16 protein-coding genes and 3 pseudogenes are annotated in these 17,328 nt (G+C 59.2%); 11 read left to right on the top strand and 8 right to left on the bottom strand.

Translation table 11 applies throughout. From position 1 onward, the window contains the following. Positions 1–2 precede the first annotated feature (2 nt). Genes HLB35_RS18540 through HLB35_RS13020 form a run of 4 tightly spaced genes read right to left on the bottom strand, consistent with a single transcriptional unit; the run spans position 3 to position 2,444 of the window. On the bottom strand, positions 3–470 hold the full coding sequence (locus HLB35_RS18540) for a 5-oxoprolinase subunit C family protein (RefSeq protein ID WP_422822457.1): 468 nt from the start codon (positions 468–470) through the stop codon (positions 3–5). After that, complete coding sequence (locus HLB35_RS18545) at positions 470–955, bottom strand: 5-oxoprolinase subunit C family protein (protein WP_328731858.1); 486 nt, start codon at positions 953–955, stop codon at positions 470–472. The genes HLB35_RS18540 and HLB35_RS18545 overlap by 1 nt, the downstream gene beginning before the upstream one ends. Then, positions 955–1,692 carry a 5-oxoprolinase subunit PxpB gene (gene pxpB, locus HLB35_RS13015; protein ID WP_171702964.1) on the bottom strand — a complete coding sequence of 246 codons (738 nt, stop codon included), beginning with the start codon at positions 1,690–1,692 and terminating at the stop codon, positions 955–957. Before pxpB ends, HLB35_RS18545 begins: the two co-directional genes overlap by 1 nt. A gap of 2 nt (positions 1,693–1,694) precedes the next feature. Continuing rightward, positions 1,695–2,444 carry a 5-oxoprolinase subunit PxpA gene (locus HLB35_RS13020; RefSeq protein WP_171702911.1) on the bottom strand — a complete coding sequence of 250 codons (750 nt, stop codon included), beginning with the start codon at positions 2,442–2,444 and terminating at the stop codon, positions 1,695–1,697. A 178-nt stretch (positions 2,445–2,622) separates the two neighbouring features. On the opposite strand from HLB35_RS13020, the gene HLB35_RS13025 reads away from it, so the two are divergent. After that, positions 2,623–2,994 (top strand): hypothetical protein, encoded by a 372-nt coding sequence (locus tag HLB35_RS13025; protein WP_171702912.1) that lies wholly within the window; start codon positions 2,623–2,625, stop codon positions 2,992–2,994. A 75-nt stretch (positions 2,995–3,069) separates the two neighbouring features. Here HLB35_RS13025 and HLB35_RS16565 read toward each other — a convergent pair whose 3' ends face one another. Then, the gene (locus tag HLB35_RS16565) at positions 3,070–3,378 is read right to left on the bottom strand and encodes a LamB/YcsF family protein (protein WP_216601529.1); all 309 of its coding nucleotides are present in this window, start codon (positions 3,376–3,378) and stop codon (positions 3,070–3,072) included. 42 nt (positions 3,379–3,420) lie between these two features. On the opposite strand from HLB35_RS16565, the gene HLB35_RS13035 reads away from it, so the two are divergent. Both HLB35_RS13035 and HLB35_RS13040 read left to right on the top strand, forming a co-directional pair. Beyond that, a complete protein-coding gene (locus tag HLB35_RS13035) occupies positions 3,421–5,166 on the top strand; it encodes a VRR-NUC domain-containing protein (protein ID WP_216601530.1) in 1,746 nt (581 codons plus the stop codon). Then, positions 5,163–7,457, top strand: coding sequence for an ATP-dependent DNA helicase (locus HLB35_RS13040; protein ID WP_171702913.1), 2,295 nt, complete (start codon positions 5,163–5,165; stop codon positions 7,455–7,457). Before HLB35_RS13035 ends, HLB35_RS13040 begins: the two co-directional genes overlap by 4 nt. A gap of 18 nt (positions 7,458–7,475) precedes the next feature. Here HLB35_RS13040 and HLB35_RS13045 read toward each other — a convergent pair. Then, positions 7,476–9,082 (bottom strand): annotated as a pseudogene (locus HLB35_RS13045) (gamma-glutamyltransferase family protein). 137 nt (positions 9,083–9,219) lie between these two features. On the opposite strand from HLB35_RS13045, the gene HLB35_RS13050 reads away from it, so the two are divergent. The 6 genes from HLB35_RS13050 to HLB35_RS17460 are packed head-to-tail and all read left to right on the top strand — an operon-like array spanning position 9,220 to position 13,531. After that, positions 9,220–9,960, top strand: coding sequence for a homocysteine S-methyltransferase family protein (locus HLB35_RS13050; protein WP_216601531.1), 741 nt, complete (start codon positions 9,220–9,222; stop codon positions 9,958–9,960). Next, positions 9,948–10,148, top strand: coding sequence for a homocysteine S-methyltransferase family protein (locus HLB35_RS17920; protein ID WP_216601532.1), 201 nt, complete (start codon positions 9,948–9,950; stop codon positions 10,146–10,148). The genes HLB35_RS13050 and HLB35_RS17920 overlap by 13 nt, the downstream gene beginning before the upstream one ends. Then, positions 10,145–10,588: a GtrA family protein gene (locus HLB35_RS13055; protein WP_171702914.1), complete on the top strand. Its 444-nt coding sequence runs from the start codon at positions 10,145–10,147 to the stop codon at positions 10,586–10,588. Before HLB35_RS17920 ends, HLB35_RS13055 begins: the two co-directional genes overlap by 4 nt. Continuing rightward, positions 10,585–11,763, top strand: coding sequence for a sulfotransferase (locus HLB35_RS13060; RefSeq protein WP_171702915.1), 1,179 nt, complete (start codon positions 10,585–10,587; stop codon positions 11,761–11,763). Before HLB35_RS13055 ends, HLB35_RS13060 begins: the two co-directional genes overlap by 4 nt. After that, entirely contained in the window at positions 11,760–12,896 is a 1,137-nt protein-coding gene (locus HLB35_RS13065) for a glycosyltransferase (protein WP_171702916.1), read from the top strand. Before HLB35_RS13060 ends, HLB35_RS13065 begins: the two co-directional genes overlap by 4 nt. Beyond that, entirely contained in the window at positions 12,893–13,531 is a 639-nt protein-coding gene (locus HLB35_RS17460) for a DUF2334 domain-containing protein (RefSeq protein WP_235937190.1), read from the top strand. The genes HLB35_RS13065 and HLB35_RS17460 overlap by 4 nt, the downstream gene beginning before the upstream one ends. 74 nt (positions 13,532–13,605) lie before the next feature. Here HLB35_RS17460 and HLB35_RS17465 read toward each other — a convergent pair. Then, positions 13,606–14,421 (bottom strand): annotated as a pseudogene (locus HLB35_RS17465) (GGDEF domain-containing protein); the annotation flags it as partial. A 119-nt stretch (positions 14,422–14,540) separates the two neighbouring features. Next, positions 14,541–15,266, bottom strand: coding sequence for a hypothetical protein (locus HLB35_RS16580; protein WP_216601534.1), 726 nt, complete (start codon positions 15,264–15,266; stop codon positions 14,541–14,543). A gap of 205 nt (positions 15,267–15,471) precedes the next feature. Here HLB35_RS16580 and HLB35_RS13075 point away from each other — a divergent pair. Together HLB35_RS13075 and HLB35_RS13080 are read left to right on the top strand one after the other, a co-directional pair. Next, a pseudogene (locus tag HLB35_RS13075) lies at positions 15,472–16,604 on the top strand (IS3 family transposase). Positions 16,605–16,931: 327 nt separating this feature from the next. Next, positions 16,932–17,276, top strand: a complete 345-nt coding sequence (locus HLB35_RS13080; protein ID WP_479694267.1) for a YbjQ family protein — start codon at positions 16,932–16,934, stop codon at positions 17,274–17,276. Positions 17,277–17,328 lie beyond the last annotated feature (52 nt).

The following is a 17,328-nucleotide window of genomic DNA, read 5'->3' on the forward strand; positions in this document are numbered from 1 at the left end:
CCTCAGCCCCTAAACCCCGCCAAAAACACCTGATGCTTGCGCTGCGCAACCTCAACAGATACCGCCTGCAGCCGGACCTTCTGCCCCGGCTGGCATTGCGCCAGGCGTGACGCAGCAAGTAGTGTGAGGTTACCAAGCCTGGGGTAGCCGCCAATTGTCTGTCTGTCGTTAAGCAGCGCAATCGGTTGGCCATCTGGCGGTACCTGAATGGCACCCAGTGAAATACCTTCCGAGATCATGGAGTCGATGTGACAGCGCAGCCTTGGCCCGGTGAGGCGTACGCCCATACGGTCGGTGCGTTGGTCTACCTGCCACTGGCTATTGAACGCATCGAAGATGCTTTTACCGCTGAATGCGTCGATCTGGGCGCCTGGCAGGCAATCGAGGGTGGCGTCGGCGTTGTAGTCGGGGAGGCTTGGCGGCGCAGTAGCCGATGACTTACGGGTCTGGCGGGTGGCTTTTTGCACCATCAGGCGGTCACCCTCACGTAAGGGTTGGCCCAGGCCGTCGATTCCCCCAGCTGTTCGCGTACCACGCAGGCCGTGCTGCCCATCACCGCTTCACCATGCAAGCCGCCCGCCACGGCCAGGTAGCTGCGCAGCCCGTTTGTTGGGGTGGCAAAGGTCAAGGTGTCGCCTGGTTTGACCTGGAATGCTTGCCAGTAGGGGGCCGGCTGCCGGTTATGCTGGGCGCCCAGGTCGGCGCCGGTGATGGCCAGGGTCATGGCCCGTTCCGCCACCAGTTCCAGCCCGCCAAACGTCACTTCCAGCGCCGTGGTGCCCCAGGGGTTAGCGGCCAGATGGTTGGCCCAGGCCCAGGCATGCAGGTCGACAGGGCCGCCCTGGGTCACGCCCAGGTGGCGAACGCCAAAACGCCCGGCATCCTGCAACAGCGCCAGCGGCCCGGCGCGGGTCACACGCAGGCCATCCAGGCCTTTTTCAATCAGCGTACTCATCAGCGGCGTGCCTCCTGTTGGCTGGGTGCTGCCTTAAGCGGCGTGGTGTCGCCACCGTCAGCTTCAAAGCGGGCGCGGTCGATACTGACAAAACGTACCCGGTCGCTCACTCTGAGCAGGCTGAAGCCTTCGCGCTGGCGGTCAAACAGCCTGACGGCGGTGCGCCCAATCAGGTTCCAGCCGCCGGGGGTGACGCTGGGGTAGGCTGCTGTCTGCTGACCGGCAATTGCCACGCTGCCCGCCGGCACCCGCTGACGCGGTGTGTCCAGGCGCGGGCAATGAAGCGCCGGGTCAAGCAGCCCCATAAAGGCAAACCCGGGTGCAAAACCCAGCGCGAACACGCGGTACTCCTGCTGAACATGGCGTTCGATCACCTGTTCAGTCGACAGCCCGGAGAGCGCTGCCACCCGTTTAGCATCCGGCCCTACGCTTTCGTCATACCAGGTGGGAATATCGTGAAGCTTGCCTTCAGTGGCGTTTTCCTGCGGGCTTAAGTTAGTAAGCAGTTGAGTCAGCGTCTGGCGCGCGGCCCCCACCGTCAGCTGGGCTGGGTCAAACACCACCAGCAGGGTGGTGTAGGAGGGCACCAGATCAACCAGCGCTGAGCCAAAGGCGACTTCACAGTCATGGGCCAGGGCCGTCAGCCAGGGCAGATTGCTATCGTCGATGTGCTCAAACAGGCGCACCATCCAGCCATCCAGACCAGCGCGCTCCAATCGGGGCAAGGGCTGAGCCATGGTCATAGCGTCTCCAGCATCTCGCGAATCCGGCGCACCGAGGCCACCGATTCGGCGTTATCACCGTGCACACACAGGGCATCCGCTTCGAGTATCAGATCGCTGCCATCGCTGGCGGTCAGCGCCTCGCCCTGAGCAATTCGCCGCGCCTGCTCGATGATGGTATCCGGGTCGTGATGAACGGCCCCCGGCAGGCGGCGCGACAGCAGATGCCCATTTTCATCGTAGCCACGGTCGGCAAAGGCTTCCAGCAGCAGGGTAATGCCCTGCGCCTCGGCCAGCTGTCTAAGGCGGGAGGTGTCGCGGATGGCCAGCGTCATCAAGGGCAGCTTGGGGTCAAAGGCGACCACTGCCTTGGCCACGGCGGTAAAGATCTCTTCACTGCGTGCCTTGTCGTTGTACAGGGCGCCGTGGGGTTTGACGTAGCTGAGTTCGGTGCCTTCCGCCCGGCAGATCGCTGCCAGCGCGCCGATCTGATATAGCACCAGGTTCTCGATTTCCGCCGCGGAACAGGCCAGGCTGCGCCGCCCGAAACCGACCAGATCCGGGTAGGCGGGGTGAGCGCCCACTTTCACGCCATGCTCGACGGCCATGCGCACCGTGCTGCGCATCACATCCGGGTCGGAGGCATGAAAGCCACAGGCAATATTGGCCAGATCAATATACGGCATCACCTCATGATCCAGGCCCATCACCCAGGGCCCAAAGCTTTCGCCCATATCGGCGTTGAGTTGTAATTTTTTCTGGGGCATAAGAAAGCTCCTCTGACTGGACAAAAAGCACCTGGATAAAAACATCAGCCCTTGACTGGATCTGCGCGGCACAGACTTTTAGACGCTACACATCTTCTAGAACTTTGAGAGATACCATTATATAATCTTATTCATTAGCGATTTGCGTTATAAAAAATAACCCCATGGAAGGATGAATATGCTCCCTATTATCGAAGATACCCTCGGCGGCCTGTCCCGCAACTACTACTTTCGCCAGCTAATATTCGGTATTGGCCTTTCGGCCTTGACCTACTTCGCTGTAACCCAAGGCATACCAGACTCTGTACCCTTTGGAGTGTTTCCCCTGCTAGTCCTCAATGCCCTGCTGTATCCTTACTCCCGCTTCGTTTATGAACAGATCATTGGTTTCGTTATGGGAAATAACGTGTTTTACCTCCCGCTCATTATCATGCTGCCAGTGAAGCTATTCACAATGACTATGTGTTGGGGGTGGGCAGTTTTCCTTGCACCAGTTGGCCTGGTATATCTTTACTTCCATCACCGTAAAGCGCGCCGTCAGGTTCCCTGAAGCGGCACTGCTATTCAACTGCGCCATGTCGATGACAATGGCGCAGCTTCTTTAGATGGCAGTCACCAGCTGGCCTTAGAGCTTTGCGTTATTCTGGCCAGAAAGGATTTTGACGCAATCATATACGCCCGACGGATTCAAAGATTCAGCGTCTAGAATCCTCTCCATGTATTGGGATGATGAAGGTGGAAATGGTGTTGTATTACGTGTTCTTGCTGGGGCCAGCAGGGTAGTCTCAGAAGGCACCAGATCAACAAGCGTCGGCTTCACGGTCATGGGTAAAGGCAGTGAGCCAGTACAGATTGCTATCACCTCATGATCCAGGCCCATCACCCAGGGCCCGAAGCTTTCACCCATATCGGCATTGAGTTGCAAGGTTCGCATGGTGTCCTCATAAGATGAACGTTTATGATGGCATGATTGACTGTGGTTAATAATGCCATCATGCACATAGGAAACCAGATTACCATTCAATCCACCATGACCAGCGCTGATATCAAGGCCACCTCACTGGATGACCCGCTTTATTACCTGCGCAATGCCGAGCAGGTGATCTCCCTTTGCCTTAACCACTATGCGGATTTACTGACCCAGCAGGAAGCGGACGCGCTGGCTGAGCTGTTGCAGCTGCCTGAGCCTGCCCAGGCGCTGTTGATGCGCATGGTGATGCGTAAAGGCGAGCTGTTTCGTCGTGATGGCCTGACGTATGCGGAGGTGCCGGAGCTTGACCAGGCGCTGGTAATTCTGTCTACCGCGGGCTGGGTCAGTGTGGCCCCTTTGTTGACGCTGGAACAGCTTTGCCAATCACTGAAACGCTCGGAGTGCCTGGCGCTGGCGCGCCACCTAAGGCCGAATGAACGCTGGCTGGCCTCGCACAGCAAGGCGCAGCTGGTGGAGAAACTGCTGGAGGCCGATGACGGTAGTGCTCAGCCGTTAACCGCTTGGTGGCCGCAAGCGCCGGTGCAGGTGGTGGAGCTGTGCCGGGCGGCACTGTTTGATCGCCTGCGGCTGATGTTTTTTGGCAACCTGCGCCAGCAGTGGTCAGAGTTTGTGGTCACCGAACTGCAGCAGCAGCGCTTTGAAGAGGTTCCCCTTACCTCAGCATCGCGGCCTTTTCATCAGCGTGACGCAGTAGACCTGTACCTGCATCTGGCGGATCTGGAAGCGCGCGCCGCCCAAGGTGAAGCGCTGGCGGTGCTTAGCCAGCAGCTGCCTGACGCCGTGGGCACCGAATGGCTGGACTATCGCCGCCAACGGGTGCTGTTTCGCCTTGGCCGTGAAGCTGAACGCCGGGGCGAGCGTGAGCTTGCCCTGGCCCTTTATGCCCATAGCCAGCACCGCGATGCCCGGGTTCGCGCCCTGCGCCTGAAGGAAAAATTGGCGCCACCTGAGCAGGTATACGCCGAGGCCGTGGAGGCGCTGGCGCAGATTCCCCAGCCGGAAACCCGCGTTCAACTCCAGCGCATTCTGCAACGCAGTGCCCGCAAGGCGGGGCTGGTAGTTGAGCAGCCGGGCGTTGAGCCGTTGAAGTTGCAAGAACTTAGCCTGCCGCCTGGGGCAGGGCGCGTTGAACAGGCGGTGATTGAAGCGCTCAGCAATACGGACTGGCAGCTTTATCACGTTGAAAACAATCTGTTTACCGGTATTTTTGCGCTGCTGTTCTGGCCGGTGCTGTTTGCGCCGGTGCGCGGTGCTTTTTTCCACCCCTTCCAGGCGGGCCCTGTGGATCTATTCCGGCCAGGGTTTGTTGAAGCGCGCCAGGCGTTGGTGGATCAGGCCTTCAAGGCGCTGGATGACGGTCGCTATCGCCAGATCATCCGCGAGCGGCTGGCCAGCAAGCAGGGTATTCGCTGCTCCTTGGTGTATTGGCCAACGCTGACGCCCGAACGCGTGGAGGCGGCCCTGGCGTGTATTCCCGCCGCGGATTGGCGCTTTATCTTTGAACACCTATTGCTGGACCTGCGCCATCACAGCCGTGGGCTGCCGGATCTGATTGCCTTTAATCAACAGGCGGAGGCGTATCAGCTGATTGAAGTCAAAGGGCCGGGAGACCGCCTGCAGGATCACCAGCGGCTGTGGCTGAACGCCCTGCAAGCACAGGGGGTTAACGTTAGCGTCTGCCATGTGCGCTGGCAGGCCGAAACCGCCCAGACGTCTGATGACCCGTTATGAAAGTCGCGGTCAGGTCGCTGTGTGAGTTTGCCGCCCGCACCGGTAGCCTGGAGTATCGCTATACGCCCTCGCCCAGTGCGGAAGAGGGGATTGCCGGGCATCAATGGGCGCAGTCGCAGCGCCCGGCTGGGTATCAGGCGGAGTACCTGCTGGAAGGGGCGTGCCTGGGCGTTCAGTTACGCGGTCGCGCAGACGGCTACCACGCGGAAGCCATGCCGGTTTATCTGGAAGAAATCAAGACCCACCGAGGTGACCTGTCGCGCATCGGCGCGGGCCAGCATCGTCTGCACTGGGCGCAGCTCAAGGTCTACGGCGCCCTGCTATGCCAGCGCGATGGCCTGGAAGAGGTGAAGCTGCGTCTGGTGTACGTGGATATCAGCAGCCACCAGGAAACCGTTGAGCAGGCGTGCATGACGCGGGCAGAGCTGATGGCCGAGCTGGAAGCCCTGTGCCGTCGGTTCAAGGCCTGGCACCGTCAGGAGCAGCAACACCGCGGCGAGCGGGATCAGGCGCTGCAGCAGCTGCGCTTTCCGTTTGCCGGTTTTCGCCCCCACCAGCGCAGCCTGAGCGAGACGGTTTATAAAGCTGCCAGCACCCGACGCACCCTGCTGCTGGAAGCACCCACCGGCCTGGGCAAAACCCTGGGCGTGCTGTTTCCTGCCTTGATGGCCATGCCAGCGCAGCAGCTTGATCGCCTGTTTGTACTCACCGCCCGCACCACAGGGCGCGAACCCGTGCTGGCCAGCCTGCAGCAGCTGGTCGATAGCTCATCCTCTGCCTCGCCGTTGCCGCTCAGAATCGTCGAGCTGACCGCCAAGGAAAAAGCCTGCGAATACCCTGACCGCGCCTGCCATGGCGATAGCTGCCCGCTGGCCAGCGGCTTCTTCGACCGCTTGCCTGCGGCCAGGGAAGCGGCCGCCCAGGCACGCTGGCTCACCCGGCAGCGCCTTCAGCAGCTGGCGGCCGAGCATGCCATCTGCCCGTATTACCTCGGCCAGGAAATGGCCCGCTGGAGCGATGTGGTGGTCGGCGATGTGAACCATTACTTCGACCGCCAGGCGCTGCTGTATGGGTTGACCCGTCAGAACCGCTGGCGGGTGATGCCGCTGGTGGATGAAGCGCACAATCTGGTCGACCGCGCCCGCGGTATGTATTCCGCCCGTTTGCGCCAAGCGGATGTCAGTATTGCCAAGCGCGCCGCCCCGAAAAGCCTGGCGCCTACCTTTGAGGCGCTTCAGCGGACCTGGCGGCGCCTGATCAAGACCTATGATAGCGAGCAGGCCAATGGTGAACCGCTGACCCGTTATCTGGAAGAGGTGCCTGGCGAGCTGAATCGCGCCTTGCAGCGGCTGGTGAATGACCTGACCGCCTATATGACCGAGCATGCGGTGGTGCCCGAGCTGCAGACGCTGTTGTTTGATGCCTTAGGCTTTATGCGCTTGGCGGACGACTTTGGCGAGCATTCGCTGTGCTCGGTAACGCTGGTCAGCCGTCAGAGCCGCCAGGGTGGTCGCGCTCGACGAGGGCGCTTGGCTACCCTGGCGATTGACAATGTGGTGCCGGGGGATCTGATTGCCGAGCGCTTCAAGGCCGCCCATGCCTGCGTGCTGTTTTCGGCTACCCTGACGCCGACGCGCTTTTACCGTGACCTGTTGAGCCTGCCACCCCGCACGGTGGCGCAGACGATTGCCAGCCCGTTCCGTGCGGCCCAGGTCGAGGTGCGTTATCCGCGGATCAGCACCCGCTATCGTGACCGGGACCGCTCGCTGGCGCCAATTGCCCAGCGGGTCAGCCGCCAGTATGCGGCGCAACCGGGGAACTATCTGATCTACCTCAGCAGCTTTGCCTATCTGCAGCGCCTGCAGCACCACCTGGCTGCCGTTGCCCCGTCGCTGCCGCTGCATGCCCAGCAGGCCGGTATGCGTGAAGCGGAGCGTGAGGCTTTTATCGAGGTGTTCCGCCGCCAGCGCGGGGTGGTCGGGCTGGCCATGCTGGGCGGAGTCTTTGCCGAGGGGATCGACCTGCCAGGCGATGCTCTGGTCGGCGTCTATATTGCCACTCTGGGTCTGCCGCCCTTTGGCCACTTTAAGCAGGCCCAGGCGGCTCGGCTTCAGGCGCGTTTTGGGCAGGGCGATGACGATACCTATCTTTACCCCGGCCTGCAGAAAGTGGTGCAGGCAGCGGGACGGGTCATCCGCAGCCCGGATGATAACGGCCTGATTGAACTGCTGGATGACCGCTTTACTGCGCCAAAGCTGCAGGCGTTATTGCCCGGTTGGTGGAAGGCCTAGCGTGACACTCAATGAGCGCTACACAGGCAATACCGCGCCGTCAGCGCGGGGTTCAGTGCCGCCCTGCAACCCGCCTGTGTTGGCTGAGCGTAGAATGATCTGGCCGCGCCCGAAAGTCAGGCCATCGTTGGCTCTGACAATAGTGTGGCCGCGCCGGGCCAGCGCCTGAGCCAGGTGGTCGGGGAAATCCGGTTCGACCTCAACCGTCTTGCCGTGGGTCCATTTCCAGCGCGGCTTATCAAGCGCCGCTTGGGGGTTAAGCAATTCTTCCAGTAAGGCGATGACGACCTGCACATGCCCCTGGGGCTGCATGAAACCACCCATGACGCCAAAGGGCCCCACCGCCTGTTCGCCGCGGGTAATAAAGCCCGGAATAATCGTATGGTAAGGGCGCTTGCCCGGCGCCAGCACGTTGGCATCGTTTGGGCTGAGTGAAAACGACCAGCCACGGTTTTGCAGGCTGATACCGGTACCCGGCACCACCATGCCGGAACCGAAGCCATCAAAGTTGCTCTGGATAAACGACACCATATTGCCTTCCGCATCGGCCGTGGCCAGGTAGACGGTGCCGCCCTTGATGGGGTTGCCGTGCTTAGGGAGGAGGGCGTTTTCGCCAATCAGGCGGGCGCGGGCGGTCAGATAATCCGAAGACAGCATTTGCTCAGGGTTTGCGGTCATCTCGTCGGGCTCAGTGATGTAATGCAGGCCATCTACATAGGCCAGTTTGGTGGCCTCAATACGCCGATGCAGGGCATCCACAGGGTTGCGTGGTTCGTTGCCAAGGGCTTCCAGCATGCCTAGCGCCTGCAGGGCAATCATGCCGCTGCCGTTGGGCGGAATTTCCCAGATGTCGTGGCCGCGATAACGCACGCTGATGGGCGTGACCCACTCCGGCGTAAAGTCCGCCAGATCCTGTTTGCGCAGAAAACCGCCGTGCTGGAGTGAGAAGGCGTCGATTTCATCTGCCAGCTCGCCGCGATAAAAGGCCTCGCCTCGGGTATCAGCGATACGCTGCAGGCTCTTGGCCATATCAGGAGAGCGCCAGCTTTCCCCTGGCTGCGGCGCATGGCCTGTGGGTGCAAAATGAGCAAACCAGGGGGCAAACTCGGGCTGCTCGCACTGGCGGTAGCGATGTTCCGCCTGCTGCCAAAGCTGGCTGACCACGGGGAGACCGCAAAGCCGCGTTCCGCCAGTTGAATGGCTGGAGTCAGCAGTTGTGCAAAGTCGAGCTTGCCAAAACGCTCGGAGAGCGCGGCCCAGGCCGCTGGAGCGCCGGGTACGGTCACTGGCAGCAAGCCGTTGGCTGGCATCTCACTATGGCCGAGGGCGGTGACGGCGTCGCAGGAAATGCCTTGCGGCGCCGGGCCGCTGGCATTCAGGCCATAGAGTTCGCCCTTCATCCACACAATCGCAAAGGCATCGCTGCCAAGCCCGTTGGAGGTGGGTTCCACCACGGTCAGCGCCGCGGCTGTGGCAATCGCGGCATCCACGGCATTGCCGCCCTGCCTGAGGATATCGCTGCCTACCTGAGCCGCCAGTGATTGCGAGGTGGCGACCATGCCGTGCTGGCCAAAGGTGACCATGCGGCGTGAGGAGCAGGGGTAATAATGCGGGTCAGACTGCATGCTGAATCCTTCTGAAAAGTCATCGCGATTGTAAGGTTAATCTTGTAACCTCGGCGCTTACCATCGGCCTGAAACGTTACACTGGCGATGGGCAAGAAGATAGCAACTCGACGGCCTCCAGGTAGGGGAATAGCCAAGTGAAAGAAAATATCGTATTGCTTGATGGTGGCATGGGCCAGGAACTGAGAAAGCGCAGTCAGCGCCCGGTCACGCCGCTGTGGTCTGCCCAGGTGATGCTGGATGAGCCTGATCTGGTCGTCGCGGCCCACCGGGATTACATCGCGGCGGGCGCTCGGGTGATTAAGCTGAATAACTACAGCGCCACGCCCCAGCGCCTGGCCCGTGATGGCGACCCTGCAATGTTTGAGACGCTGCACACTGCGGCGCTAAAAGCGGCCCATCAGGCGCGGGACGAAAGCGGCCAGAAAGAGGTGCGCATAGCAGGCTGCCTGCCGCCGCTGGTGGCCAGTTATCATCCTGACAGCGTGCCGGATGAGGCGACCTGCCAGCGTGATTATCGTCGCCTGGTTGAGCAGCAGGCCGCGGGAGTGGATGTCTTTTTGTGTGAAACCATGTCGCTGGCCCGCGAGGCGCTTGCCGCAACCCAGGCAGCGGTGGAAAGACGCTTCCCGGTGTGGGTGGCGTTCTCCGTTGATGACGGCGATGGCACCCGGCTGCGTTCCGGTGAGCCTCTGGCCGCTGCGGCCAAGGCGGTGGTTGCCGCAGGCGCCGAGACGGTGCTGGTCAACTGTTCGGTACCTGAAGCGGTGACGGCTGCCATGGGGGAGCTTTCCGGGTTGGGCGTACCCTTTGGTGGCTACGCCAATGGCTTTACCTCAGTGGCACCGCTGCAACCGGGGGCACCGTGGACAAGCTGACCTCGCGCAAGGATCTGGGCCCAGCCGCCTATGCCGAGATTGCCCTGGGCTGGATTAAGCAAGGCGCTACCCTGGTGGGCGGTTGCTGCGAAGTTGGCCCTGCCCATATCGCTGCCCTGGCCCTGCGCCTGGCGGATGAAGGTTACCCGCTGGTATCCTGCTGCAGGCCAGATAAACTCAAAGCATGATCAAGCGTCTTCTAACATCCAGCAGTTCTCTGGCCACCTTCGGGCGTTTTGCGATGGTGGCCTGCAGCATTGCTCTGATCGATATCGGCGCGCTGTACGGGCTGCATGAAGGTCTTGATGCCAATGTCTATCTGGCCCGGGTATTCTCGTATTTTATGGCCATGACCGCCGGTTATTTTCTGAACCGCCATTTTACCTTCCATCATCAGCGGCGCTTTCGTCATCTGCTGGCGGATTTATGGCGGTTCTATTCGGTCTTTGCGCTGGGTGGCCTGCTTAACTACGGCGTTTTTGCGCTAACGGTGGCGCTGGGTGGGCGAATGGGCGTTATGCCAGAGGCAACTTTCTGGCTGCCTCTGTTGGGGGTCTGGCTGGGAGGCCTGGTGGGCATGAGCTTTAATTACGTCTTTTCTCACAAGCTGGTATTCAAGGAACCATGAAGCATCTACGCCCCCTGGCCGAAGGGCTTGGCCGCTATCTGGGCTGGTGGCTGAGCGCGCTGGTGCGCTGGCGCGACCCGCTGGCACCCATGACACTCAGGCGCGCCGCCGTTCTGCTGTTGGGGATGCCGCTGTTCTTGCTGGTGCAGCTGATCCATGCGGTCTGCCTGCTGCTGGATGAGCTGCTGTTTCCCGGCTACCGGAAGGTGGTTATCAAACAGCCGCTGTTTGTGACCGGTATTCCGCGCAGCGGCACCACTTTTCTGCACCGTACCCTGGCCATCGACCACGAGCGCTATACCACCTTGACCACCTGGGAGGCGCTGCTGGCGCCGTCCATTGTTCAGCGCAAAATCATCCATGCTCTGGCCTGGCTGGATCAGCGCCTGGGCGGGCTGGGGCAGCGCGGCGTGAATGCCTTGACGCGACGCCTTGCGGGTGGGCTGGATGATATTCACGAAGTGGGGCTGGAGGCGGCCGAAGAAGATTACCTGGCGCTGCTGCCGGTGGCCGGCTGCTTTATCATGCTGCTGGCCTTTCCCGCTGCTGTTGGTCTGCAGCAGCTGGGCCATCTGGATCGGCAGATGCCGCGAGAGCGGCGACAGCGGCTGTTGGCATTCTATTACAGCTGTCTGCAGCGCCATATGTATGTGGACGGTGGCCAGCGGCGTCTGCTGTCCAAGAATGCCGCCTTCGGCAGCTGGCTTGAGGGGCTTTATGCGTTGTGTCCGGATGGGCGCTTTATTATCTGCGTGCGCGAGCCGCTGGCGGCCCTGAACTCTCAGATCAGCTCCATCGACAGCGCCCGTGCGCTGTTTGGCAGCGCCGTGAACGCTGACGCTTTTCAGCAGCTGTTTGCCGAGCAGTTCGCGGATACCTTGGAGTATATGAACGAGACGCTGACCCGCTGGCCAACCGGGCGAGCGGTCGTGGTGGATATGGCCGACCTGGGCGCTGCCCCCGGTGAGGTGATTCCCGCAGCCCTTGAGCAGTTAGAGGTTAAAGTGAGCGAGAGGCTGGAAACCCATCTGCTTGCGCTGCCGAAGCGCCCCCATCGCCCGCGCGCCAATAGCGGCGCTGCCCTGGTGTTAGCTCAATCACCGCTTGAGCAACGCCTGTTGCCTCTCTACTATCAGCTGATAGCTCTTCCTCATCGAACCCGGACAAAGACGTGAACGAGACTGCCGAGTATTCCCCCGAAGCGCCCCGGCTGGCGGCCAAACAGCTACGCGTTGCGATCTTCTCGGACTCACTGGCCGAGCGTAATGGCACAGGCGCTTACTACCATGACTTGCTGGCTCATTTACACCAGCAGGTGGCTACTGTGGAAACCCTCCAGCCCAAGCCCCGTGGGCGGGTGGATATTCTTTCTGTCCCGTTACCCGGGGATGCCACCCAGCGGCTGGTGGTGCCCAACCTGTGGCGGGTTAACCGCCAGCTGGCCGAGTTGCGCCCCAATATCATTGTCAGCGTCACGCCCGGGCCTTTTGGCATGCTGGGGTTGTGGATGGCGCGGCGTCATGGCTGCGGTTTTATTTCTGCCTATCACACGGATTTTGAGGGGCTGGCCGATCTGTACTGGGGGCCTGTCAAAAAGCGTGTGATCAATGGCTTTCTGCAAGGAGTTAACCGCTTTATCAGCCGCCGCAGTGGCACCGTGCTGGTCAATAATAGCGATCTGGTGCAGCAGGTGAAAAAACTTGGCGCCACCCAGGTGGACATCATGGGAACACCTCTCGAACCGGGGTTTCTGGAAGCACCAGCGGTGCCCCCACCGGGAACCCTGGCCCAGGTCTGCTATGCGGGAAGGCTGGCGGCGGAAAAGAATATTGATGCCTTTATTGAGGCTGCCCGATGCCATCCTGAATTGAATTTTGTGATGGGCGGCGACGGGCCGCTGCGCAAGGTCGTCGAGCAGGCCGCCAGGGAGCTTGATAACCTTGACTACCGAGGCTGGCTGAGCCGCGATGATTTGCGCGCCTTGATCGACCAGTCGAGCCTGCTGGTGCTGCCTTCGCATATGGAAACGTTTGGCTCGATTGCCCTGGAAGCCCTGTCTCGCGGTCGGCCAGCGTTGGTTTCCGAGAATGCCGGTATTCACGACTGGCAGCAACTGGCAGGTGTACTGATTCCGCTGCGCCAGGGGGAGAGCGTTGCCAGCATTCTCGATACCTTGGCCGAGTGGCCCGCTGAACGCTGGCAGGAAATGGCGCAGAAGGCTCGCCAGGCGGCTATCACACTGAACCAGCAAACCGTGGCGCAATGGTTGGACGTGCTTGCCGGCCATGCACGGGGAGGGCGGTCATGAAGGCCCTGATCAGTATTCATGATGTGATGCCTGAAACCCTGGAGCGGGTACGCGGGTTGATCGGGCAGCTTCAGGATAATGGCCATGACGCTATTACCCTGCTGGTGGTGCCGGGGCGGGATTGGCAGGCGGAGGATATTCGCCAACTGGCCGACTGGTCGGCCCAGGGCATCGAGCTTGCCGCCCACGGCTGGCACCATAAAGTGCGGCATGTAAAAGGGCTTTGGCACCGCTTGCATTCCACCCTGATCTCCCGCGATGTGGCTGAACATCTGGCCTTGGACGCAGAAGGCATAGAAGCCTTGATGCGCCGTAGTGCTGCCTGGTTTGAGCGCCATGGCCTGCCAGCGCCAAGCAGCTACGTGCCCCCTGCCTGGGCGCTGGGGGCCTTGCCCAAGGCACGCTGGCCGATGCTGCCCTATCGGCGTATCGAGGTCACCCGTGGCCTGCTGGATACCCGCTCCGGCCAGCTTGAGCCTCTGCCATTGGTGGGGTTTGAAGCGGATACCCGCTTGCGCGCCACTTTTTGCGCGGCTGGAATGCTGTTCAGGCTCACAAGGCCAGGCGTCAGGGGCGCCCATTGCGCATTGGCATTCACCCTCAGGATGGCGAGCTGCTGCTGGCCGATGATCTGATGGAGTTTATTCGCGGTGGTTGGACGTCCCGGCGTATGGATGGCCAGGGGCACCTTGACGGTGCAGATCCGGTTGCGCCCTTCTGACTTGGCCTTGTATAGCGCTCGGTCGGCGTAGGCGAGGATGTCCGCGAGAGGTTCGACTTCGTTAGTGCAATATCCGCCGATACTGACGGTAATCGGCTCGCCATTGAGGCTTACCTGATCCGCTATCCGATGACGCAGCCGCTCAGCAATCTGCTGCATATCCTGATGGGTTGAGGGGTAGAGCATGATCAGGAATTCGTCGCCTCCCCAGCGCCCTGCTACATCATAGGGGCGTAGCTGTTCGCGCAGGCAGTCCGCGACCTGCTGGAGAGCCAGATCACCGGCTTCATGGCCGTGGTTATCGTTGATCAGCTTGAAGCGGTCAATGTCGAGCCATAACAGGCAAAGCGGCTGCTCTTCCCGATCGGCTCTAAGGCGGGTCTGTTTCAGGGCCTCTTCAGTACCACGGCGATTCAGCAGGTCTGTCAACAAGTCAAAGCGGGCCAGTTTGTCGAGTTCAGCCGTGCGTGCCTCTACTCGGCTTTCCAACTCGTTGGTGTGTGTCTGTATGGTGTTGGCCATGTCGCGGAAATGCCAGATCAGCCGAGCCATCTCGCCGTTTCCCTTGGGCAGCTCACGGCTATCATAGTAGCCGCCCTTGAGGGCCTGCATGGCGGCTTCGAGCTGGCTGATCGGTTTCAACACAAAGCGCCGCACGGCAACATGCAGCAACACGATGCTGACTATAAGAATGCTGATGCCCGTCAGCAGTAAAGGCATGAAATGCGAGGAGGGCATGATCACATCCAGGTCCATCAGGGTGACTTCATACCAACCAACACTGGGCAGCCAGACAACGCCCATCAGGTGGCGTTTGTTCTCCACTGACACAAATGCAGTGTGAATATCACCCGGTGTTGTCTTGGCCGTCTCCAGCAGGCTGAGGGTGTGCTGGCGGCTTTCACTCCCGCTGATCAACTGCGTCAGATGGCTTTTTGCCCCTCCGGTTTGACCAGGCTGGCATATTCAATAAAGTTACGGTCGCGATACAGCTGGATGGCACCGCCATGGTCAACAAAAATAGTGGTAATGCCGGGCTGATCAATCGCGACGGTTTCAGCCAGGATGGTTTCAAGGTCTATGCCGGTACCCACGATACCCAGGATGTCATTGGTTACCCGGTCACGCATCAGCACATCAATCCAGAGTTTGGTGACGTTCAGTTCGGTATCAGGGTTAACGTTGAGGTGAATATCGCGGCCCTGTTCGATCAAACGGTAGAACCAGGCATCATCAGGGTCGTCTTCTGACAGGTAGTAACGCAAGCGCTGGTCAGCAAACTCATTATCGGCATTATTGTAGTAATAGGCGCCATTGTGGGCGTAGGCAATAAAGTAGTTATTGGCGCCAAAGTTGCCGCGAAAGCGCTCCATTTCAGCCAGGGCATTCTGAAAAAGGTTGTCATTATCCGGGGTATGCGCCAGGTCCTGGATGATTGGAGAGTCAGCCATTTGCCGCGCCAGGGCTATTTCGCGTTCCAGAGGTCGCAGCAGGCGGGCGCTATCGTAGCGAACCTGGACTTCGGCGACCTGTGTTCCCCATTGCTCAATAACGCCATTGATCATTCGATCAAAGACTTGCCAGGTAGCCAGGGCTGCTACTAACACCAGACCAACCGCAATCAGGATAAGCCGGGCCCCAAGGCTCATTGTTTTCTCCGCGAGAAATATCGAAAAACGCATTGCAGCATGCCATAGGGGATGATTTATGTGAAGTTTAAACAAGCTGAACTTTTTGTAAGAAGGCTTGCTGTCTTTAATTTTTCAGATTTTCCAAGGATGTTGATTGAAGTGGACCCCAAAATTTGGACAGGTGCCTAAGCTATGATTCATCATCTCCACAAGGAGGAGAATCATGAGCAAGAAACGCAAACAATACAGCGCATCATTCAAGTCCAAAGTCGCTCTGGCCGCCATCAAGGGCGACCAGACCACATCCGAAATTGCTGCTCGTTTTCAGATCCACCCCACCATGGTCAGCACCTGGAAGCGCGACTTGCTGGAGAACGCTACCGACCTCTTCGAAGGCAAGAAGAAGGTCGGCAAGTAATCCGATGAGCCCAGCACAGACGAGCTGTACCGTGAGATTGGTCGACTGACGGTGGAACGCGATTTTTTGTCGCGCAAGCTCGATCAGTAAGCCGCCAACAGCGGTTGGCAATGATCGAGCGTGGTCATCCCCAAATCAGTCTTTCACGCCAGTGCGAGCTGCTCAAGCTGAGCCGCTCATCGGTGTACTACGTCCCTCGTGAGCCATGTCAGGAGGATCTGGACCTGATGTATCTGATTGATCAGCAACACCTGGAAACGCCGTACTATGGCTCTCGCAAGATGCGTGCCCATTTGCAGCACCAGGGCTATCGGGTCAATCGGAAGCGGGTGCAGAGGCTGATGCGCACCATGGGCATTCAGGCGGTGTATCCACGCCCCAGAACCAGCATTCCGGGCGACGGGCACAAGGTTTATCCGTACCTGCTCAAAGGGCTGAAAATCGACCGCCCCAACCAGGTGTGGGCAACAGATATCAGCTATATTCCGCTGGCCCGGGGCTTCATGTATCTGGTCGCCATCATCGACTGGTACAGCCGCAAGGTGCTGTCCTGGCGGGTCTCCAACACCATGGACACAGACTTTTGTGTCGATGTCCTGGAGGAGGCTCTACAGCGCCATGGAGCGCCGGAGATCTTCAATACCGATCAGGGTGTCCAGTTCACCAGTGAGGCCTTCACAAACGTTCTCAAAGATCATGGCATCCGGATCAGCATGGACGGCAAGGGCTGCTACCATGACAATATATTCGTGGAACGGCTCTGGCGCAGCGTCAAATACGAGTGTGTTTACCTTGCCGCTTTCGAGGATGGACAACACTTGAAGCAGGCGCTCCACCGGTACTTCTGGCATTACAATCAGACCCGGTACCACCAAACCCTTGATTACCAAACGCCCGATGAGGTGTACTACGGGCAACCCATATCTCTGGCAGCCTGAGTCAGGGAAACAACCGGATTATAGCTTAGGGATACCATCAGGTTGTCCAACTGATTGGGTCCACCTCAGATGTTGGCTAATTTAAGCAGCAGATAGCTATTTCTAGTTATTTTCTGAACAAACTGGAAAAGAGTTGAAAAGCGTGATGATGGCTAATACATTTAAAAGTGAAAAATGATAACTTATTATTTGATTTCTGCTTTCTGAAAAGTCTTTTTTAGCCTTATATACTTTAACCGTAGCTACTGTATTTTTGTATTTTTAAGTATTATCTTATATTTTAGGCTTGACTTACTTTTTTTTTATCCATTAAAACGTGAGGTATCCATGTCGTCGCAGAGAGTTATGCTTACCACATCATCACACCTGGAAGGTTATCGTGTGACAGAGCACATCGATATCGTCTCCGCTGAATGCGTATTTGGTATGAATGTCTTCAAGGACATGTTTGCAGGGGTGCGTGATTTCTTTGGTGGTCGCAACAAGTCATCTCAGAACGCTCTGCGCGATGCACGCATTGCCTGTCTTGATGAGTTGAAAGAAGAAGCCGCGCAGATGGGGGCCAATGCGGTCATTGGGATCGACCTCGACTACAGCGAAATTTCTGGCGGCGGTAAATCAATGCTGTTCCTCGTCGCCACAGGCACCGCGGTGAAAGTGTCGAAGGTTTAAATCGTCGTTGTTATTTTCCATCAGGCGGGTTGGCAGTGATTGCGTTCAGTCC

The organism is Vreelandella azerica (genome assembly GCF_013112225.1).
Lineage (GTDB): Bacteria > Pseudomonadota > Gammaproteobacteria > Pseudomonadales > Halomonadaceae > Vreelandella > Vreelandella azerica.

Coding starts and splice junctions, on each gene's coding strand:
- HLB35_RS13020 (WP_171702911.1), bottom strand. CDS start 2,444: ATGCCCCAGAAAAAATTACAACTCAACGCCGATATGGGCGAAAGCTTT.
- HLB35_RS18540 (WP_422822457.1), bottom strand. CDS start 470: ATGGTGCAAAAAGCCACCCGCCAGACCCGTAAGTCATCGGCTACTGCG.
- HLB35_RS13080 (WP_479694267.1), top strand. CDS start 16,932: ATGTCGTCGCAGAGAGTTATGCTTACCACATCATCACACCTGGAAGGT.
- HLB35_RS13025 (WP_171702912.1), top strand. CDS start 2,623: ATGCTCCCTATTATCGAAGATACCCTCGGCGGCCTGTCCCGCAACTAC.
- HLB35_RS17460 (WP_235937190.1), top strand. CDS start 12,893: ATGAAGGCCCTGATCAGTATTCATGATGTGATGCCTGAAACCCTGGAG.
- HLB35_RS13060 (WP_171702915.1), top strand. CDS start 10,585: ATGAAGCATCTACGCCCCCTGGCCGAAGGGCTTGGCCGCTATCTGGGC.
- HLB35_RS16580 (WP_216601534.1), bottom strand. CDS start 15,266: ATGAGCCTTGGGGCCCGGCTTATCCTGATTGCGGTTGGTCTGGTGTTA.
- HLB35_RS13055 (WP_171702914.1), top strand. CDS start 10,145: ATGATCAAGCGTCTTCTAACATCCAGCAGTTCTCTGGCCACCTTCGGG.
- HLB35_RS13040 (WP_171702913.1), top strand. CDS start 5,163: ATGAAAGTCGCGGTCAGGTCGCTGTGTGAGTTTGCCGCCCGCACCGGT.
- pxpB (WP_171702964.1), bottom strand. CDS start 1,692: ATGGCTCAGCCCTTGCCCCGATTGGAGCGCGCTGGTCTGGATGGCTGG.
- HLB35_RS16565 (WP_216601529.1), bottom strand. CDS start 3,378: ATGCGAACCTTGCAACTCAATGCCGATATGGGTGAAAGCTTCGGGCCC.
- HLB35_RS18545 (WP_328731858.1), bottom strand. CDS start 955: ATGAGTACGCTGATTGAAAAAGGCCTGGATGGCCTGCGTGTGACCCGC.